This window comes from Gemmatimonadaceae bacterium (genome assembly GCA_036273715.1).
Classification (GTDB): domain Bacteria; phylum Gemmatimonadota; class Gemmatimonadetes; order Gemmatimonadales; family Gemmatimonadaceae; genus JADGGM01.
Genome location: DASUHB010000007.1, coordinates 1 through 18,081 on the forward strand (window position 1 = coordinate 1; position 18,081 = coordinate 18,081).

The window sequence follows — 18,081 nt, forward strand, 5'->3', positions numbered from 1 at the left end:
AACTGCGCCAACCCCTTCTTCGCCTGGATCGCCGTGATCGCCGCCGTCAACGTCGTCTTCCCGTGGTCCACGTGCCCAATCGTCCCCACGTTCACATGCGGCTTCGTCCGCTCAAACTTTGCCTTGGCCATGGCTGCGTTCCTACGCTCGAAGTGGTTGTCGTCTAACGATACGAAACGGTCCGCCCGTGCGGGCCGCCTAACGGATGCCTGCTCCCGACTGCTACGCCTTCACCTTGCTGATGATCTCCTCTGCCTTGCTCTTCGGCACTTCCTCGTAATGGCTGAACTCCATCGAGTACACCGCCCGCCCCTGCGACGCCGAGCGCAGCGTGGTGGAGTAGCCGAACATCTCGGAGAGCGGCACGCTGGCGCCGATCACCTGTGCTTCCCCGCGCTGCGTCATGCCGCCGATGCGTCCGCGCCGCGCCGACAGGTCGCCTAAAATGTCGCCCATGTAGTCCGCAGGACACACGACCTCGACGTTCATGATCGGCTCGAGCAGCACCGGACTCGCTTTCTTCGCCGCATCCTTGAACGCCATCGAGCCCGCGATCTTGAACGCCATCTCGCTCGAGTCGACATCGTGGTACGAGCCGTAAATCAATTCCACTTTCACGTCGACCACCGGATAGCCGGCCATCACGCCATTCTCCATGGCTTCCTTGATGCCCTGTTCCACCGGTCCGATGTATTCGCGCGGGATCACGCCGCCCACGATCTTGTCCTCGAACACGAAGCCCGTGCCGGCCGTCGTCGGCTCCATGTTGATCACGACGTGGCCGTACTGTCCGCGTCCGCCCGTCTGCCGAATGAATTTCCCTTCGATCTTCTCGACGCGCCGGCGAATCGTCTCGCGATAGGCCACCTGCGGACGGCCGATGTTCGCGTCGACTTTGAACTCGCGCTGCATCCGGTCGACGATGATCTCGAGGTGCAGCTCGCCCATGCCGGAGATGATCGTCTGGCCCGTCTCGGCGTCCGAGTGCACGCGGAACGTCGGGTCTTCTTCGGCCAGCTTCTGGAGCGCGATGCCTAACTTGTCCTGGTCGGCCTTGGTCTTGGGCTCGATCGCGACGTCGATCACCGGCGCCGGGAACTTCATGGCCTCGAGCACCACGGGATGACTCTCGTCCGACAGCGTGTCGCCCGTGCGCGTGTCCTTGAGCCCGATCACCGCCGCGATGTCGCCGGCCCGCACTTCCTCGATCTCCTCGCGCTTGTTCGCGTGCATCTGCAGCAAGCGACCCACGCGTTCGCGGCGATCCTTGGTCGAGTTGTAGACGTACGATCCACCGCTCAGCACACCCGAATACACGCGGATGTACGTCAGCTTTCCAACGAACGGATCGGTGGCAATCTTGAACGCCAACGCCGAGAACTTCTCCTCGTCCGACACCGTGCGCTCCTCGAACGTCTCGTCGTGGTGCGGAACGTGTCCTTTGATCGCCTTGAGGTCGACCGGCGCCGGCAGATAGTCGATCACCGCATCCAGCAGTTGCTGCACCCCCTTGTTCTTGAACGACGCGCCGCAGAGCACGGGGACGAACTGCCCCGCGATCGTCGCCTTGCGGATGGCCTGCTGGATCTCGTCGAACGTCAGCTCCGCACCGCTCAGATATTTCTCGAGGAGCGTCTCATCGTGCTCGACGGCCGCTTCGATCGCGGCGTGCCGGGCTTCTGCGACGGCCGTGGCGTACTTCTCGGGCACCGGCTCTTCGATGTACGTCTTGCCTAACGTTGCTTCATCGAACACGATCGCCACGCGCCGCAGCACGTCGATGTGCCCAACGAAGAGCTCGCCCGTCCCGATCGGCAGTTGCAGCGGATACGCCTTCTGCGACAACCGCGAGCGAATCATCGACACGCAGCGGTCGAAGTCGGCGCCCACGCGGTCCATCTTGTTGGCGAACACGATGCGCGGCACGCCGTAGCGGTCCGCCTGACGCCACACCGTTTCCGTCTGCGGCTCAACCCCGGCCACCGAATCGAGCAGCGTCACCGCCCCGTCCAGCACGCGCAGCGACCGCTCCACTTCGACCGTGAAGTCGACGTGCCCCGGCGTGTCGATGATGTTGATGCGGTACTCGGTGCCGTTGCGGCGCCAGAAGCACGTGGTTGCGGCCGACGTGATCGTGATGCCGCGCTCCTGCTCCTGCTCCATCCAGTCCATGGTGGCTGCGCCATCATGGACTTCGCCGATTTTGTAGCTCTTGCCCGTGTAATACAGAATGCGCTCGGTCGTCGTCGTCTTCCCGGCATCGATGTGCGCCATGATGCCGATATTCCGATAGTGGTCGAGCGGTGTTGTGCGTGCCATGAGAATTCGCTATCGCTGCCGAAGGCTGAAGCGCGTGAAAATCCAGCAAAAAAACGGGTGGACCGGACGCCCCCTATAGGAGCCGGTATCCATCCGCTGCCGCCGGGTGCACTCGCCACTACTGCGCGGGTGGGGACCCAATGGCGCGCCGAGCTTCAATTTGCTCGGCGGTTCAGTTGTAGCCTAGAAAACATACCGTAGACGACGGCGATGTCAACGCCTGATCGCTACTCGAGACACACTCCCTTGAAATAAGAATCGAGATCAATCGCGAGCGGTGACGCGGCGCGGTCGGGCTGCCACATCAGCTCCCCTACTATGATCTCGGGGCCGTTGTCGTCCGGACCCCAGCGCTCGATGGGTCGAGCGGCAACATCAACGATCCAATATTCCGGCACGTGCTCGCGCTGAAACATCGCGAGTGCACCGCGCTGGTGTTCCCAGCTCGGCGCCGGAGTCACGAACAGTTCACCGTCGATGACTTCGTACCGCTTGCCGTCGTTCGGCAACGCGCGCACGCGCTCAGCGGTCCATTGGGTCGACGATACGGGCATGATCACACGGTAACGGCCTCGGCGGTATCTGAGCAACGCGCCATGCCGCCCACGATGCCACCGACGCCTTGGCGTACCGACGTCTTTTTTTTGCTGGTCGAATCGTTCTATCGCGCCATTGTTTCGTGCTGCGGTTCCCTTGGCGCCCGCATCAGGGAAATGATCTGCTCTGCTCGCGAAGCACCGCCAGGGTCCGACTTCCGAGCGTGAACAACGCCTGGAAAACCCCCTTCACACCGATCCTGTCTCCAGTCCTCGGCGCGCCATTGGACTGACTCACGACCGTGAGCGTTCCCGTGTTGTCCTGCACTTGATATGTGCCCAGCCCGAACGCTCCTGCAGACTCCTTTACAACTCCCTTGATCTGGACCGACTTGCCGTCGTAGCGGCCGGGGTCATCAAGTAACTGGCGAATGGGCGTGGTGCTCGCGCACCCCGCGAGCAGCAGAACGGCTGCGACGAACGCCAACGGCGAATTCAACCGGCGAAGACCGCGTCTCATTGTGGACATGTGCGATGCTCCGGTTCGAGGGATCTGCGTTTCGCACACGATTCGCCAATACCGCGCCACGACGCTCGCGCGAAGCCCAACCGCACCGCGCAGGGCGGACATCTGCCGTCTCTCCGTCTCGTGTCCGCGCGGCCCAGCTCGTGGAGTCGCAGATCGAGCTCGTATTCACCGAAAGCGTAAATCGTGCTGGCGGCCGGACCAGTTTCCATGCGCGCGACGATCGGGGCGGTCGACGCCGCACGAGATGCATGAGCCCGGTCGATTGGCGTAGTCCGAGTCTGCTACGGTCGGCTCTCCAGCGCCCGGCTGCGCCATCTGTTGCGATTGCGACGCCGACCGACCGTCAGCGAGTCGGCGCCGCGCACGATCACGGACGATCCTCGCGGACCGCTCGCCCAACGACGACAGTGATGTTGTCCGTGCCGCCGCCGTCCAGCGCGTCCTGCAACAGCGCCTCGCACGCGGCCCGCGCCGACGTCATCGTGCGCAGCCTCTCGGCGATGCGCTCGTCCGACACATGCTTCGTGAGGCCGTCGCTGCACAGCAGATGCACCTGCTTCCAGTCCGAGCGCAGACGCGTCACCACCGGCTCCGCCTGCTGCCCGCCGATCGCGCTCGACAACATGTTGGCTAACGGAGACCGAGCCGCCGACGCACGCGTGAGCAGTCCCTGGCGGGCCAACTCTTCCGCTACCGTCTGATCGCGGCTCACCTGGGTGAGCTCGCCGTGATGGTACAGGTAGTACCGCGAGTCACCCACCTGCAGGAGATAGATCCAGGGCCACACGCCGATCCAGAGCGTCAGCGTCGTCGCCATGCCCTGCATGTCAGGATACGCGTGCGCATGCTCCAGCACGCGCTCGTGACTCTTGAGCGCCGCCGCCTGCAGCATGTCGGTGAAATCGTCGGCCTGCGAATTGTACTCGTAGTAGCATCGCGTGCTCTGCGCGACGTACATGGTCACCTGCTCGAGCGCGAGGCGACTCGCCTCTTCGCCTGCCGCGCGTCCACCCACACCGTCGGCTATCATCGCCAGAAACCCGATGCGCTCGTCGCATGCACGCAGTTGTTCGGCGGCTGGCAGCGACGACGCCAGGATCTCGAGTCGCTTGTGCAGCGACCCGAGCAGAAAGTGATCCTGGTTCGATTTGCGGACCTTGCCGGGGTGAGTGAGTCCCCAGACATCGATTTCGTCGTCGCGCGGTTTGCGCGACGTCACCGGATCGGCTGCGGTGGCCGTGGACATGAGGCCCTCACGACTTGCGAAGACAACGCGCGACGCCGGCCGGCGTCGCCGAGGCCTGCGCCTCGTCCTCGATCCTATCGCCGCACCCAGCGACTTCGCAACTCGTTTGACCCCCCGGCGGTGGTGGTCACACCGACACTTTGCCTTTCGTCTCGCGTAATATGAAAGGACATGTACGCGACTTGCCTCTTCTGCAATAAGGCGCTGGGCGCCAACGAAACGCTGGAGACGTTCCCGGTCGGCAAGCGTCTCGCGTTCGATGCCGCCAAGGGACGCCTCTGGGTGGTCTGCCCGCATTGCGAGCGCTGGAATCTCTCGCCGCTCGAGGAGCGGTGGGAGGCGATCGAGACGGCCGAGCGGCTCTTTCGTGATACGCGGCGACGTGTGTCGACCGACAACATCGGCCTCGCCAAGCTGCGCGATGGCACGACGCTGGTTCGCATCGGCCAGCCGTTGAGGCCGGAATTCGCGGCGTGGCGTTACGGCGATCAGTTCGGGCGGCGTCGGCGTCGCCAGCTGCTCCTTGCCGGAGGCGGCGTGGTGGCCGTGGGCGGGATCATGGCGCTCGGCGCGTACGCCGGGGTGATCGGCGCGTTTGGGTGGTTGGCCGCGCGCGCGGGCGCCATTGCCGTAAACGGCAATCCGGAAACGGTGGTGGCGCAGATCCAGACATCACAAGCGGGCCTGGTCCACGTTCGGCGACGCCACCTGGGAGAAACGGTGCTCGGCCGCGGCGCGGACGGCGGGCTCGCCATCGATCTTCGATTCAAGAATGGGCAGGCGCATTTCGAGGGGCGCGAAGCGCAGCACATTGCGTCGATCGTGATTCCGAAGGTGAACCGGTTCGGCGGCAACAAGAAGATGATCGCCGGCGCGGTCGACCGGATCGAAGATGCGGGCAGCGCCGACCGTTTTATCGGCCGCCTAACGCTAAGCTCGGCCGGGTTGACCCGGCCGCGCGAGCGGAACCGCCGCTGGGGCCGCGACGGCATGTCGACGAGCTTCACGAAGCACGGGCTGTTCGGGCTGCCCGGCGAATATCGCCTGGCGCTCGAGATGGCGCTGCACGAGGAAGCCGAGCGCCGCGCGTTCGAGGGCGAGCTCGCCGAGCTCGAGCGCGCATGGCAGGAAGCCGAAGAGATCGCCGCGATCTCGGACAACCTGTTCATCCCGCCTAACGTGACCCAGTCGCTCGAACGCTTGCGCCAGAGCTGAGGCCTCGCGAGCTCCGTTAGTATCTCCAGCTCACGGTATCCGCGCCCGGCGGCGCCGTCTTCACGATGTGCTCCGCCATCACCGGCAGGAACCGCTGGAACACCGTCATCGCGCCCACCTCGAGCGAGTGCTGCGAGTCGCCGGTCCAACAATGCTCGTACCGGTCGCCGTACTCGATCGACCCGGCGTAGTACGGATCCCTTGTCCGGTCCAGAAAATCCTGCATGAGATAGACGGCGTTGTTCAGGTGCCAGCTGTCCATCGTCCCGCTGTAGATGTGGATCTTCCCTACCAGCTTCGGGCCTAACGTCTTCCAGTCGCGCTGCAGGATGTATCGCAGATCGTAGTGCTCCTTCCAGTACTGCGCGACGCTCGGATCGATGTGTCCGGAGAGCTGATCGTACAGCGGCTTGGGGTAGCCATCGCTGTCCATGGGCCCCCACACGTTCTCCCAGATGTCCCATTGCTCGCTCGACCGACCGTTCCGCCCCTGCACGTATTCCCAGTGGTTGTCGTTCTCGACGGTCGTGAGCAGGTGGCCGAGATAGTCGCGGCCCGACGGCTGCGGCGTGCGCTTCCACTGCGCGTTGAAGACGTACGCGCTCGTGTCGCCGTAGATGTCGATCGTCTCGTACTGCCGGAAATCGACCGGGTCGGGGCAGAAGGTCCACGTGCCGTTGAAGTCATCGGGATAGAAGATCTGTTCGCCTAACGATTCCCATCCGCCGGTGGATCCGCCGAACTGCGTGCGCGCCCACCCGGCGCCGATGCCGCGGAACCGCTTCTCGATGTACGGGATGAGCTCCTTGACGATCGCATCGCCGTACGGCCCGAGGTTCGCCGAATTGACCGCGTACGAGTCGTCGTAGTAGGGGTTCGCGTGTTGGATCTGCAGCACCAGCATCCGGGGGAAGTGCGGCCCCGTCCACTTCTTGAACAGATCGTAGCCGTACGCCGCGCGCACGCTGTCGTGCCCGTGCATGCCGGGCGCCGGCGGATTCGGATCGAAGTTGTGGAAGCCGGTCGGGAAATGTCCCTGGTCCACGGCCAGCGGATAGTGCGCGTTCGGATGATCGTCGAACCCCGCCGGCAGGAGGACGATCGCACCCAGATACATCGGGCGCCCCCAGAATTTCGACAGGAGCGGGCTCTCCATGCGGACGTACTTTACCCACTTCGTGTCCTTGGGCGCGGGGATCGGCGGGATCACGTTGTCTAACGTTAGGCGAACCGTCTGGCCCGCCCGCGGGTCCAGGTGGACCGAGACCGGCGCGTTGTAGAAGTTGCCCGGCTTCGAGAACCAGTGCTGTCCCTCGCCTTTGTCCGGCGGCAGCCACAACGTGTGCCCCGACGCCATGTGGAAGGGCTCGTAGCGGTTCAACACCGCCTGCACGCGGTAGTCCCCCGCCGGCAGATCGTTCACGCTCGCCAGTGGCCAACCGAACACCGATCCGTCGATCACCGCGGGTTTGCCGGGTGCGAGACTGTCCACGTCGAGCCCGAACCCGGGCTGCACATCGGGCTCGTACACCTGGTACTGAAACCGCGGCTCCGCGCTCGTGTCCTTGGACACGACCAGCACGATGTGCCCCGTTTGCGGCTCCGACGATGCCGACGCCGGAAACGTGATCTCGAATCGCAGCCCCGCAGCCGGCGGATGGTCCGGCGTCCGCGCGGCGCTGGCCGCGCGGTGCGCCGGCCCGATCAGCGCAGCCGTTCCAAGCGCAACCGCCAGTGTGGCCGCCGCGCCGGCGCCGGCCAGCCGTCCTCTGCGTTTCGACGAGCTCATGAGATTCGCATCCGTGTCGAGGTCCAAGTCGATCGTGGTCATCGTGCTCGTGCAGAGAATGCAGTGCGTACAGGCGAACCACCAGAGCGCCGGCCGCGGGACGACCGGCCGATGACGCGACCCCGCAGCACGAATCTCTGACACCGGCCGTTCTTGACACATGGTAGAATGTCTACTACCTGTGTACGGTAGACAGCCTACCATCACGCGCACATGCCGCCGACACCCGACCAGATCGAGCTGCTGCAGGGCACGCTCGACATGCTCATCTTGAAGACGCTGCTGTTCGGTCCCGCGCACGGCCACGGGATCGCGAAGCACATCCAGCAGACGACGCGCGACGTGCTCGTCGTCGAACACGGTTCCCTGTATCCCGCGCTCCACCGCCTCGAACGCAACGGCTGGATCGCCTCGCGATGGCAGACGCCGCCCGGCCGCACGCGCGAGTTCAAGTGCTACCGCCTAACGGCAGCCGGACGGCGCCAGCTCCGCGCCCGGCAGTCGCGCTGGGACACGCTCGTCCACGCGATCGGCCGCGTGATGCAACCGGCGCCGGAGACGTGACCGTGCGCCGCTTCTTCCGCCGGGCCGGCGCCCCTCGCGATGATGACATCCGCCGCGAGCTCGCCGATCACCTCGAGCTCGAGGCGGAGGATGTCGCGCGCCAGAGCCCGGGCACCCCCTCGGACGCAGCGGCCACGGCTCGCCGACGGTTCGGCAATCCAACCTTCGTCGCTGAGGAAATGCGTGCCGTGTGGCGACTCACGTGGCTCGAGCAGATCGTGCAGGACGTGCGGCACGGCGCGCGCGGACTGCGGCGCAGCCCTGCATACGCACTCACCGCGACGATCACGCTCGCACTCGGCATCGGTGCGTCGACCGCCGTGTTCAGTTTAGGCGACCACGTCCTCGCGCGGCCGTTTCCGCAATTGCCGCAGCGCCATCTCGTGTGGATCGTCCAGCGTTCTCCGCGCCAGTGCCCATCCTGTGACGTTGCATCCCCTGCGGCCTTCATGGCGCTCGGCGAACGCGCAACAACGTTGTCGGCAGTCGGCGCGGCGGCATTGTGGCGCGCCTCGTTGAACGGCGCGGCGGATGCGCCGAGCGAGCTCGTGACCGGCTATCGCGTCACGCCTAACCTGTTGTCGCTCGTGTCGGCGCCGTTCGCGCTCGGCGGCAACTTCACGAGCGACGCAGGAACACCGGGTCGCGACGGCGTCGCAATTCTCTCGTACGACTATTGGCAGCAGCGATTCGACCACAGTCGCGGCGTGCTCGATTCGACGATCGTGCTCGATGGCGCGGCCCGCAGAGTGGTGGGCGTCCTCGCGAAAGGCGTCGCCTTTCCGGAGGCCGTGGATGTGTACGCGCCGCTCGTCCTGACCGCCGATGACGCGAACAACCACAGCGCGAAACGGCTGGACATCTTTGGCCGGCTCGCCGCCGGATCGACGCTCGCCGATGCCCAACGCGAGGCCGCGCGCATCAGCGCGCAATTGGCGAGCGAGTCCCCGAAGACCGACGACGGGTGGATCCTGGTGCCGCGCCCCATCAACGCGTTCCACAACGACGACACTCGCACGCTCGTGCAGATCGTCGGCGCAGCGGTTGCGCTCGTCCTCATCGCCGCGTGCGTGAGCGCCGCGAACCTCGCGTTGGCCCGCACCTCCGCGCGGCGGCGCGAGATGGCGCTTCGCGCCGCGCTCGGCGGCCGGCGCGGCCGGCTCGCCCGGCATCTGTTGTTCGAGGCGCTGTTGGTCGCGCTCGCCGGCGCTGCGTTAGGCGTCGGGTTGGCCGCGTGGGGCATCCGCGCCGCCCTGCGCATCATGCCGCCGGCCATGACGCGCTATGCACCGGGATTTGCGTTCGTGCGCGTGGATGTGCGCGCGATGACATTCGCGCTCGTGCTCTGCCTGCTGGTCACGCTGCTCTTCGCACTCTTGCCTGCCCTGCGCGCCGCGCGTACGCCGCTGTCGGCGGTGCTCGCCGATGGCGGACGGGGCGCGGCCGGCGACATGCACGGGACCAGGCTGCGAGCGGCGCTCGTCGTCGTCGAAGTGAGTGTCGCGCTCATCGTCCTCACGGCAGCCGCGCTCCTCACGCGCAGTGCGCGAAACATGATCAACGGCAACCCCGGCGTTCGCCTCGATCACGTGCTGACGATGCAGCTGTCTCTCCCGCGTGGCGCCTCCGACGGCACCGCACGCGATTTCGTGTCTCGACTCGACAGCCGGCTCCGCACCGTACCGGGCGTGCTCGCGGCCGGCGTCGTCAGCACGACACCGCTCAGCAACAATTATTGGGGCACCACCTATTCGGTGCCCGGGCGTCCGCCGCAGCCCGATGGCAGCCCGCTCACAGCCAACGACCAACGGATCAGCCCGGATTACTTCCGCGCCATGGGCGTCCGCATCGTCGCCGGCCGCGGCATCACTGCCGGCGACCGCGCCGATACGAGCGCCGAGCGCGTGGCGGTGATCAACCACTACCTGGCAACGTTTCTCTGGCCCAACGCCGATCCGTTAGGCAGAACACTGACCATCGATTCCGTCCCCTGGACCATCGTCGGAGTCTCGTCGGACGTGCACCAGGGCGGGTTGGACGAGCCGATGCGCCCCGAGATCTATCGTGCCGCGGCCCAGGCGCCGTCCACAGCCATGGACCTGGAGGTGTGGACCGCCGGGGATCCGCGAGCGATGCGCGAGGCCGTCCGACTCGCCGTTGCCCGCGTCGATCCCCGCGTCGCGGTCGGAGACCCGCTGACCATGCGCGAAATGGACGCACGCCACGTTTCGCCATTCTGGTTGATCGCGGACATTGTGAACACGTTCGCCATCATCGTCGTGCTGATCGCCGTGGTTGGCCTCTACGGTGTGATCGCGTATGGCGTCGCGCAGCGCCGCCGCGAGCTGGCGGTGCGCATGGCATTGGGCGCGACCCGTCGCGACATCGTGACGTACGTCGCCGGCGGCGCCGTGCGCCTAACGGCACTCGGCGTGTTCATCGGCGCTGCCGGGGCGGTGGCCTTCTCGCGGCTGCTCCAGGCCGTCCTCTACGGCGTCGGCGCCGGGGATTATGGCACGCTGCTCGCCGTCACCGCACTCCTCCTCGTCGCGTCCGTCGCCGCCGCGCTCATTCCCTGCTGGCGGGCCGCACGCGTCCACCCGGCGCGCAGCCTCGCCGAGTAACCGCGCCGGCGGACGCCGGCCGCGTCTGTTCGCGTATCGTTAGAATCGACGCGTTGGGCCAGCGCGCCCCTTGAGAAACGCGCCGGCGGCGGCCATGATCGCCGGCACCCAACGACGCGTCGCGCTTCCTCCACCCCGAGCCGGATCCCATGTCCCTGCTCCGTCCAGCCGTCTTCGCCGCCGCGCTGCTCAGCGCGCCCGCCGCCGCGCAGCAGACGCCGCCGGCCAAGCCAATGCCCGCTCCGCCATCGGCCTCGGCGCACGCGCCAGGAGTCCCCGACATCGCATACACCAGGTTCGTCCTCGGCAACGGCCTAACGGTGCTCGTGCACGAAGACCACAAGGCGCCGATCGTCGCCGTCAACCTGTGGTACCACGTCGGCTCGAAAAACGAAGTCATCGGCAAGACGGGCTTCGCGCATCTCTTCGAGCACCTCATGTTCGCGGGGAGCGAGAACCACAACGACCGCTACATTCCCGCCGCCGAAGCGCTCGGCGCGACGGACCTCAACGGCACGACCAACGAAGACCGCACCAACTACTTCGAGACCGTGCCCGTGTCGGCGCTCGATCGCACGCTGTTCCTGGAATCGGACCGCATGGGCCACTTGTTAGGCGCGATCGATTCGGCCCGGCTCACCCTCCAGCGCGGCGTCGTGCAGAACGAAAAGCGCCAGGACGAAAACGAGCCGTACGGGAAAACCGAGGTCATCATTCCGGAGAATACCTACCCCGCCGGCCATCCGTATTCCCACTCGGTGATCGGCTCGATGGATGATCTCGATGCCGCGTCGCTGGAAGACGTCAAGACGTGGTTCCGCACCTACTATGGTCCGGCCAACGTCACCCTCTCGATCGCCGGCGACATCACGGTCGAGGCCGCGCGGCAGAAAGCACAACAGTATTTCGGCGACATTCCGCCGGGCCCCCCGATCACCAAACAGAGCACGTGGATCGCCAAGATGACCGGCGTGCACCGCCAGATCATGCAGGACCGCGTTCCGCAGGCGCGCACCTACCAGGTGTGGAACGTGCCCGAATTCGGCGCCCCCGATGCGACCTACCTCGGCCTCGTCGCCAGCATTCTCGGGTCGGGCAAAGCGTCCCGACTGTACAAGCGCCTCGTCTACCGCGACCGCACCGCCACCGACGTCTTCGCCTACCTGAACGCGCGCGAGATCGGCGGGCAGTTCAACATCGTCGCCACCGCGCAGCCTAACGGAAAACTCGACGACGTGGAACGCGCGGTGAACGAAGAGCTCGCGGCATTCATTCGTACTGGACCCACCCCGACCGAGCTCGCGCGCGTCAAAACCGAGTATCGCGCCGATTTCGTCCGCCGCGTGGAACGCATCGGCGGGTTCGGCGGCACCTCGGACATCCTCGCGCGGGGCCAGACCTTCGTCGGCAACCCCGGCGAATACAAGGTGGAGCTCCAACGCGTCCAACGCGCGACGATTGCCGACCTGCGCGGCGCCGCCCAACGCTGGTTGAGCGATGGCGTCTACGTGCTCGACGTGGTGCCGTTCCCCGATTTCGCCGCCGCCGCCGGAGGCGTGGATCGCAAGACGATGCCCGCAATCGGCACGCCGCCCGATGCGCCGCTTCCACCGGCAGAGCATGCCACCCTGTCCAACGGACTCAAGGTGGTGCTCTCGCGGCGCACGACCATCCCGCTGGTGCGCATGTCCATGCTGCTCGACGCCGGCTTCGCCGCGGACAAGCCTAACGCACCCGGCGTGTCATCCATGACCATGCGGATGCTCGATGAAGGCACCACCACCCGCTCGGCAACGCAAATCAGCGACGCGCTCGCCTCGCTCGGCGCCGACCTCGGCGCGTCGTCCGGCCTCGACGTCGCAACGGTCTCGCTGTCGGTGCTGCGCGACAAAATGGATTCGGCGCTGGCGCTCTACGCCGACGTGATTCTGCATCCCACGTTCCCCGCCAGTGACCTCGCTCGGGAAAAGCAGGCGACGCTCGCCAACATCCAACAGGAAAAAGTAGAGCCCACCGGCCTCGCGCTCCGCGTCGTGCCGGCGCTCCTGTACGGACCGGGACACGCATACTCGCAGCCGCTCACCGGGAGCGGCACCGAGGCGTCAGTGAACGCGATGACCCGCGATGACCTCGCCGCGTTCGCCCGCTCGTGGTTCAAGCCGAATCACGCGACGCTCGTCGTCGTCGGCGACATTACGATGGCCGAGCTCGCGCCGAAGCTCGAGCGCGTGTTCAAGGACTGGAAGCCGGGCGACGTCCCGGCCGAGAACATCGCCACGGTGCCCGGCCCAACGAAGACGAAGGTCTACATCCTCGACCGCCCCGGCGCCGAGCAGTCGATCATCATCGGCGGCTCGCTCATTGCGCCCACCGCCAACCCGCACGAGCTCGCATTCGAGACGCTCAATGACGCGTTCGGCGGCTCGTTCAGCTCGCGAATCAACATGAATCTGCGCGAGGACAAGCACTGGTCGTACGGCTCCTTCGCCTTCGCACAGGACGCGCGCGGCCAGCGCCCCTGGTTCATTTACGCGCCGGTGCAAACCGACAAGACCAAGGAGTCGTTAGCCGAGTTGGTGAAGGAGCTGCACGACATCGCCGGCGCACGCCCGCTCACCGCCGCCGAAGTTCAGGGCGCCAAGGATCGCGAGACGCTCACGCTCGCCGGACGCTGGGAAACCGGCGGCGCCGTGCGCGGCGCGCTCTCGGATATCGCGGCCTACGGTTTGCCCGACGACTACTACCAGACGTACGAGTCGCGCATCCGCGCGTTGACGCCGGAGGACATCGCCAAAGCCGTGTCGACGTTCATCCAGCCCGACCGCGAGATCTGGGTGGTGGTCGGCGACCGCGCCAAGATCGAGGCAGGCGTGCGACAGCTTGCGTTAGGCGAAGTGACGTTCCTCGACGCCGACGGCAAACCGGAAACGACGTCGCCCTGAGATCGCGAACCGACGGCCAGCACGGAGGGAGGCAACGCCCATCCCCTCCATCTCCGTGTCGGCCGTGCGCGACGCGCCGCCGTTACCCGCGCAGGACAGCCCGCGCGTACCGCGCCCACCCGCGCGCGTTGCGCATGTGCTCCGCCAACCGCCGCGGCCCCGACATGCGCGTCGTCTCATCGAACAGGAGATCGTCGGTTCGATCCCATGGGCGCACGTCGCCGTGCCCGCTCCACTTGGGACGCACCCCGACGCGCCACATCGTATACGCCATCGCAACGGACGGACACACCGGTTCGGTGGGAAAGAGATTCGCCGCAAAGTGCCGCTCCAATCGCTCGAGCGCGAACTCCGGCAGCGGCGGCTTGAGCGCCTCCAGCACTTGTGACGGCACCGCCACGCCCGACAACTGCGCCGCGAGCCTGAACGTCCAGTAACAGCAGCTCCCGCCCCGGCTCGACTGCGCGAGCGCGACGAAATCATCCCAGACGATGTCGCCCGTCCCGACCAGCGTGTGCAGATCGCGGAACGCGCGCCACGCGCCGGTTGCCATCATGTGCGACCACGCGAAGTGCAGACACAGGTGCAACAATTGGTCGTGCACCGACGGGACGCTCGTGCGCTGACCGAACGCGATGATCGGTGTGCTGCGCGACCAGATGTCTTCGGGCGACAACCGGAACGGGTGGCCCTCGAAGAACAGCGCCGTGTGCAGCTCGAGTTGCACGCCGGTGCCGCGCGCATCCTCGAGCGCCGGCAGGTGTTGGTGTCCCTCGAAGAACTCGTGTAACTGTTCCAGCTCGGTGGTCGCCCACCCCGATGCGAGGAGCGCCGCCCGCGCGCGGCCGGCGACCGCGGCGCCGCCGCGCAGCAGCAGGTCGAGGTCCGACATCGGACGCCGGACGAACGACCCGTACACCGTGAGTGCCAGCGCCGCGCCCTTGAGCAGCATTGCGTCCACCCGCTCGCGCGCCAGTGCGGCGAGCGATTCGCCTAACCGCTGCTCGAGGTGCATCATACGGAACTGCGACACGCGACCCAGCCGCTCGAGCGGCGCGGCCCCCGCCGGCAGCGCGCCCCGCCCCACCGACACTTTGCCCAGCCGCTCGTACAACACCGGCTCCGCGCGCTCGCGCGTTGCCAGTGCGCACACGCGTTCCCAGTCGATGGGCCCGCTCAACAACGTGCGCAGACCGTCATCGTTCTCGACACCGCCGGCGCTGAGGAGCAGCAGACGCGCTTCAGGCGAAAGCGCACGTCCGCCCCGCAGTCCATCGAGCATCGGAATCAGCTCAGTACTGGGCAAGCGTTCCGCTGCGACGAGCGTAATGCAACGCCTCCGTAAGGGCGAACAGACTCAGCGCCGTGAGCACGAGGACGAACCCGAACAACGTCGCGACGTCGGGGATGACCATTCGGAATGGAATGCCTTCCAATAACGTCTCGCGCAATGCGCGCAGTCCATAGGTGAGCGGGATCGCATCCGAGAGCCGCGGCAGCCACGACGGCATGATATGCGTCGGATAGTACACGCCGCCGAGGAAACTGGAAGCGATGAGCACGATCGACGGCAAGGGACCCGCCGTCCGGAACGCCAGCTGGAGCGAGGCCGCGAAGAGGCCGAACGGAAGATACGCCAGCACGATGAGCGTCATGATGAGCAGCGACGACAGCCACGCGCTCCAGACGAGGTGCACGCCTAACGCAAGTCCGGTGGCGAGCATCACCACGCTGCGCAGCGAGGTCCACACGAATCCGTATCCGATGAGGCCCGCCACGAGCGACGTCAAGGACGCCCGCGTGCTCAACAGCGCCTCCAACGTGCCGGTCGCGATGCCGCTCGACACCACGCCCGGAATCGCGTTCACGGCCGTCATGATGAAGGCGGTCGCGATCATGCCGACGAGCAAGAAGGCGAAGTACTCGCCGCCCTGCAGCTCGATCTTTTGCGCCATGGTCGTTTGCAGGGCGCGAGCGAGGTAGTACACCGGCACGACGCTCACCAGCACGCCAACGAGCGAGAAGACCATCGACAGCCGATAGCTCAACGCGGTCCGCCACGACGCGAGGATCAGCGCACAGGTCTCACGCATCGTCAGCCTCCGCGCCGCCACGGCGTTCCACGATTCGCTCGATGAGATCGGCCAACGACAGGGTCACGCGCTCGAAGCGCGCGATTGGAACGTGCTGCTCCGTGAGAAAGGCAAGAACCTGTGCGGTGCGATCCGGGCCGCCCGGAACTTCCATCTCGAGAATCGACCAGCCGTCATCGTCGGTGCCGTAGAGATCCACGTCGCGCACCACGCCGCGTTCAACGAGAGCATCGATCGCCGGCTGAGTCGCGCCGCGCGTCCACAAGCGGTACAGCTCGTCGCCGTTCTCTCTCGACAGTCGCTCGGCCGTGCCGGTGGCGAGCAACCGCCCATGATCGAGAACGGCGACGCGGTCGCACAGCTCGAGCGCTTCTTCGGTGTTGTGCGTGGCCAGCAGCACCGTGCACCGCTGACGGCCCGCGATCTCCTCGCGCAGGAACGCGCGAAACTGCCGCGCCGAAATGGGATCGAGACTTCGCGTCGGCTCGTCCAACAGGAGCACGCGCGGCCCACCGATCAGCGCCCGCGCGATGAGCAGCCGCTGCTTCATGCCCGACGAGAACGAGGCGACGATCTTGAGACCGGTATCGTCGAGACCGACCACGGTCAGGAGGTCGTCGGCGCGGGCCTTCGACGCGCGCGAATCGAGTCCTTGCAGCACCCCATAGAGCTCGAGGTTTTCGCGCGCCGAGAGCCGCCAGTACAAGCTGCGCTCATCGGCAATGACCGGCGCCAGGACCCGCCGGACGCGCGGCGCATCCTGGATGATGTCGTAGCCGGCGATGGTCGCCGTGCCCGCGTCGGGGAAGATCAGCGTCGCGAGCATCTTGAACAGCGTGGTCTTGCCGGCTCCGTTAGGCCCGAGCAGGCCGAAGAATTCGCCCTCATACACCTCGGCGCTCACGTGTTGCACCACGGGCACGTACGTGACGCTCCGCGGATGCCGGAGCGTGTCCATCCAGCCGCGACGCATGGGAAAGCGTTTGCTCAGCCCGTCCAGCGACACCGAGACCGGACGGGCGGTCGCGGCGCTCGGCTCCTGGACGGGTGTCGGCGTCGCGATCCCGGTCACGCCGCGACTACCGGCGTGCGGGTGGCTCCGTGCCACGAGAGCAGCTGCGCCACGGTCGCCGGCACGCGATCGAGGCCTGGGGCGACATCCAACCGGTACACGGGTACTGCCTTGGCCAGCGACACGGCGCGGTCGAACAGCACCGCCGCCTCGCCGCCGCCTAACAGAGCGCCGAGCGTCGCCTGGCGGACCAGCGCCAGCGCCGACACCATGTCGCCGAGCTTCGTGCGCACCGCGGCCGCCTCGGCGGCGGCGTCGGACGGCAGCGGCGCAAGCAGGTAGCAGGCGGCGAGCGGCGACCGCTCGCTCATCACCAGCTGCTCGGAGAAGTCGTGCACGAGATGCTTCTCGCCGGCGTCGACGCCATCGCGGGACACGCCGAACAGACGGGCCGTGTCGTCCCACAGTTTCACCTGGTGGACGCCCGGCACGGCCTGCGGCTCTTGGCCTAACTCGACCGGCAGCACGTCATCGGTTACCAGGCGCCCGCCGGCGCGGGCGAGCGCCAGCGCGAGCGTCGACTTGCCGTGGAATTTCGGCGCGAGAAACGCGATCGTGCCGACCGGGAGCGCGACCGCGCTGCCGTGGAGGCACAGGAGACCGGCGGCGTGCAGCGCGGTCGCCAGGACACGTCCCGTCACGTCGGCACGCACGGCCGTCGGTGCGGGATTGGGTCCGCTGGTCCAGGCGATGCGGCGCCCGTCGCGCGACACGTCGTAGATGCCGGTGTCGTCGTAGACGAGCCGGTACCCATCCGTGTGGCGGGACATGCGGACGCGGCACGTGGGCGTCACTTCGAGCTCGCCTAACGATTCGGCGGCCTCGAGCGATGCCGCGGTCGACCGCGCGGACAATATCCAGTTAGGCGCGACGTCCGACGACTCACGAAGCTCGGGAAAAACGATCTCGGAGCGCAGACACCCGCCGAAGATCGAGTAGTCGGGCATGCGAAGGAGGGGAACCAGGGAGGCCGCCGAATTCCGACGACCTCCCTGGACGGAGCGTCAGGAACCCACCCTAGGACACGGATTGTCCGGGGTGCCGCAGAAGTTGTTGCCGGTTCCGCCGATACCACAGATGGTGTAGCCATCTGAGGATCCTTGCAGACCGATCTGCGTGAGCTCCCGGAACGTTCCGAAGCGCTCCACTTTC

Annotated in this window: 14 protein-coding genes; 4 read left to right on the forward strand and 10 right to left on the reverse strand. The window is 66.6% G+C overall.

Annotated elements, in window-relative coordinates; translation table 11 throughout:
* The 5 genes from VFW04_00925 to VFW04_00945 all read right to left on the reverse strand — a co-directional run.
* A partial coding sequence (locus VFW04_00925; GenBank protein HEX5177865.1) for a GTP-binding protein occupies positions 1 to 131 on the reverse strand: 131 nt, incomplete at its 3' end.
* A gap of 91 nt (positions 132 to 222) precedes the next feature.
* A complete protein-coding gene (fusA, locus tag VFW04_00930; protein ID HEX5177866.1) occupies positions 223 to 2,319 on the reverse strand; it encodes an elongation factor G in 2,097 nt (698 codons plus the stop codon).
* Positions 2,320 to 2,546: 227 nt separating this feature from the next.
* Positions 2,547 to 2,873 carry a hypothetical protein gene (locus tag VFW04_00935; GenBank protein HEX5177867.1) on the reverse strand — a complete coding sequence of 109 codons (327 nt, stop codon included), beginning with the start codon at positions 2,871 to 2,873 and terminating at the stop codon, positions 2,547 to 2,549.
* A 151-nt stretch (positions 2,874 to 3,024) separates the two neighbouring features.
* On the reverse strand, positions 3,025 to 3,384 hold the full coding sequence (locus VFW04_00940) for a hypothetical protein (protein HEX5177868.1): 360 nt from the start codon (positions 3,382 to 3,384) through the stop codon (positions 3,025 to 3,027).
* A gap of 367 nt (positions 3,385 to 3,751) precedes the next feature.
* Positions 3,752 to 4,630 carry a protein phosphatase 2C domain-containing protein gene (locus tag VFW04_00945; protein ID HEX5177869.1) on the reverse strand — a complete coding sequence of 293 codons (879 nt, stop codon included), beginning with the start codon at positions 4,628 to 4,630 and terminating at the stop codon, positions 3,752 to 3,754.
* A 171-nt stretch (positions 4,631 to 4,801) separates the two neighbouring features.
* Here VFW04_00945 and VFW04_00950 point away from each other — a divergent pair, with 171 nt between their 5' ends.
* The gene (locus VFW04_00950) at positions 4,802 to 5,845 is read left to right on the forward strand and encodes a hypothetical protein (protein HEX5177870.1); all 1,044 of its coding nucleotides are present in this window, start codon (positions 4,802 to 4,804) and stop codon (positions 5,843 to 5,845) included.
* Between the two features lie 16 nt (positions 5,846 to 5,861).
* On the opposite strand, the gene VFW04_00955 is transcribed toward VFW04_00950, so the two are convergent.
* Positions 5,862 to 7,676, reverse strand: coding sequence for a hypothetical protein (locus VFW04_00955; protein HEX5177871.1), 1,815 nt, complete (start codon positions 7,674 to 7,676; stop codon positions 5,862 to 5,864).
* A gap of 171 nt (positions 7,677 to 7,847) precedes the next feature.
* Between VFW04_00955 and VFW04_00960 the strand changes: the two genes are divergently transcribed.
* The 3 genes from VFW04_00960 (at position 7,848) to VFW04_00970 (ending at position 13,764) form a co-directional block, all read left to right on the forward strand.
* Positions 7,848 to 8,198, forward strand: coding sequence for a PadR family transcriptional regulator (locus VFW04_00960; GenBank protein HEX5177872.1), 351 nt, complete (start codon positions 7,848 to 7,850; stop codon positions 8,196 to 8,198).
* Positions 8,195 to 10,822: an ABC transporter permease gene (locus VFW04_00965; protein HEX5177873.1), complete on the forward strand. Its 2,628-nt coding sequence runs from the start codon at positions 8,195 to 8,197 to the stop codon at positions 10,820 to 10,822. The genes VFW04_00960 and VFW04_00965 overlap by 4 nt, the downstream gene beginning before the upstream one ends.
* 149 nt (positions 10,823 to 10,971) lie before the next feature.
* Positions 10,972 to 13,764 (forward strand): pitrilysin family protein, encoded by a 2,793-nt coding sequence (locus tag VFW04_00970; protein ID HEX5177874.1) that lies wholly within the window; start codon positions 10,972 to 10,974, stop codon positions 13,762 to 13,764.
* 82 nt (positions 13,765 to 13,846) lie between these two features.
* Here the strand turns inward: VFW04_00970 and VFW04_00975 are convergent, their stop codons facing one another.
* From VFW04_00975 to VFW04_00990, 4 genes are read right to left on the reverse strand one after another with little or no spacing between them, the layout of a single operon-like run.
* The gene (locus tag VFW04_00975; protein HEX5177875.1) at positions 13,847 to 15,070 is read right to left on the reverse strand and encodes a nucleotidyltransferase family protein; all 1,224 of its coding nucleotides are present in this window, start codon (positions 15,068 to 15,070) and stop codon (positions 13,847 to 13,849) included.
* The gene (locus tag VFW04_00980; GenBank protein ID HEX5177876.1) at positions 15,057 to 15,857 is read right to left on the reverse strand and encodes an ABC transporter permease; all 801 of its coding nucleotides are present in this window, start codon (positions 15,855 to 15,857) and stop codon (positions 15,057 to 15,059) included. The genes VFW04_00975 and VFW04_00980 overlap by 14 nt, the downstream gene beginning before the upstream one ends.
* Positions 15,850 to 16,929, reverse strand: coding sequence for an ABC transporter ATP-binding protein (locus VFW04_00985; GenBank protein ID HEX5177877.1), 1,080 nt, complete (start codon positions 16,927 to 16,929; stop codon positions 15,850 to 15,852). The genes VFW04_00980 and VFW04_00985 overlap by 8 nt, the downstream gene beginning before the upstream one ends.
* Entirely contained in the window at positions 16,926 to 17,876 is a 951-nt protein-coding gene (locus tag VFW04_00990; protein ID HEX5177878.1) for a hypothetical protein, read from the reverse strand. The genes VFW04_00985 and VFW04_00990 overlap by 4 nt, the downstream gene beginning before the upstream one ends.
* Positions 17,877 to 18,081 lie beyond the last annotated feature (205 nt).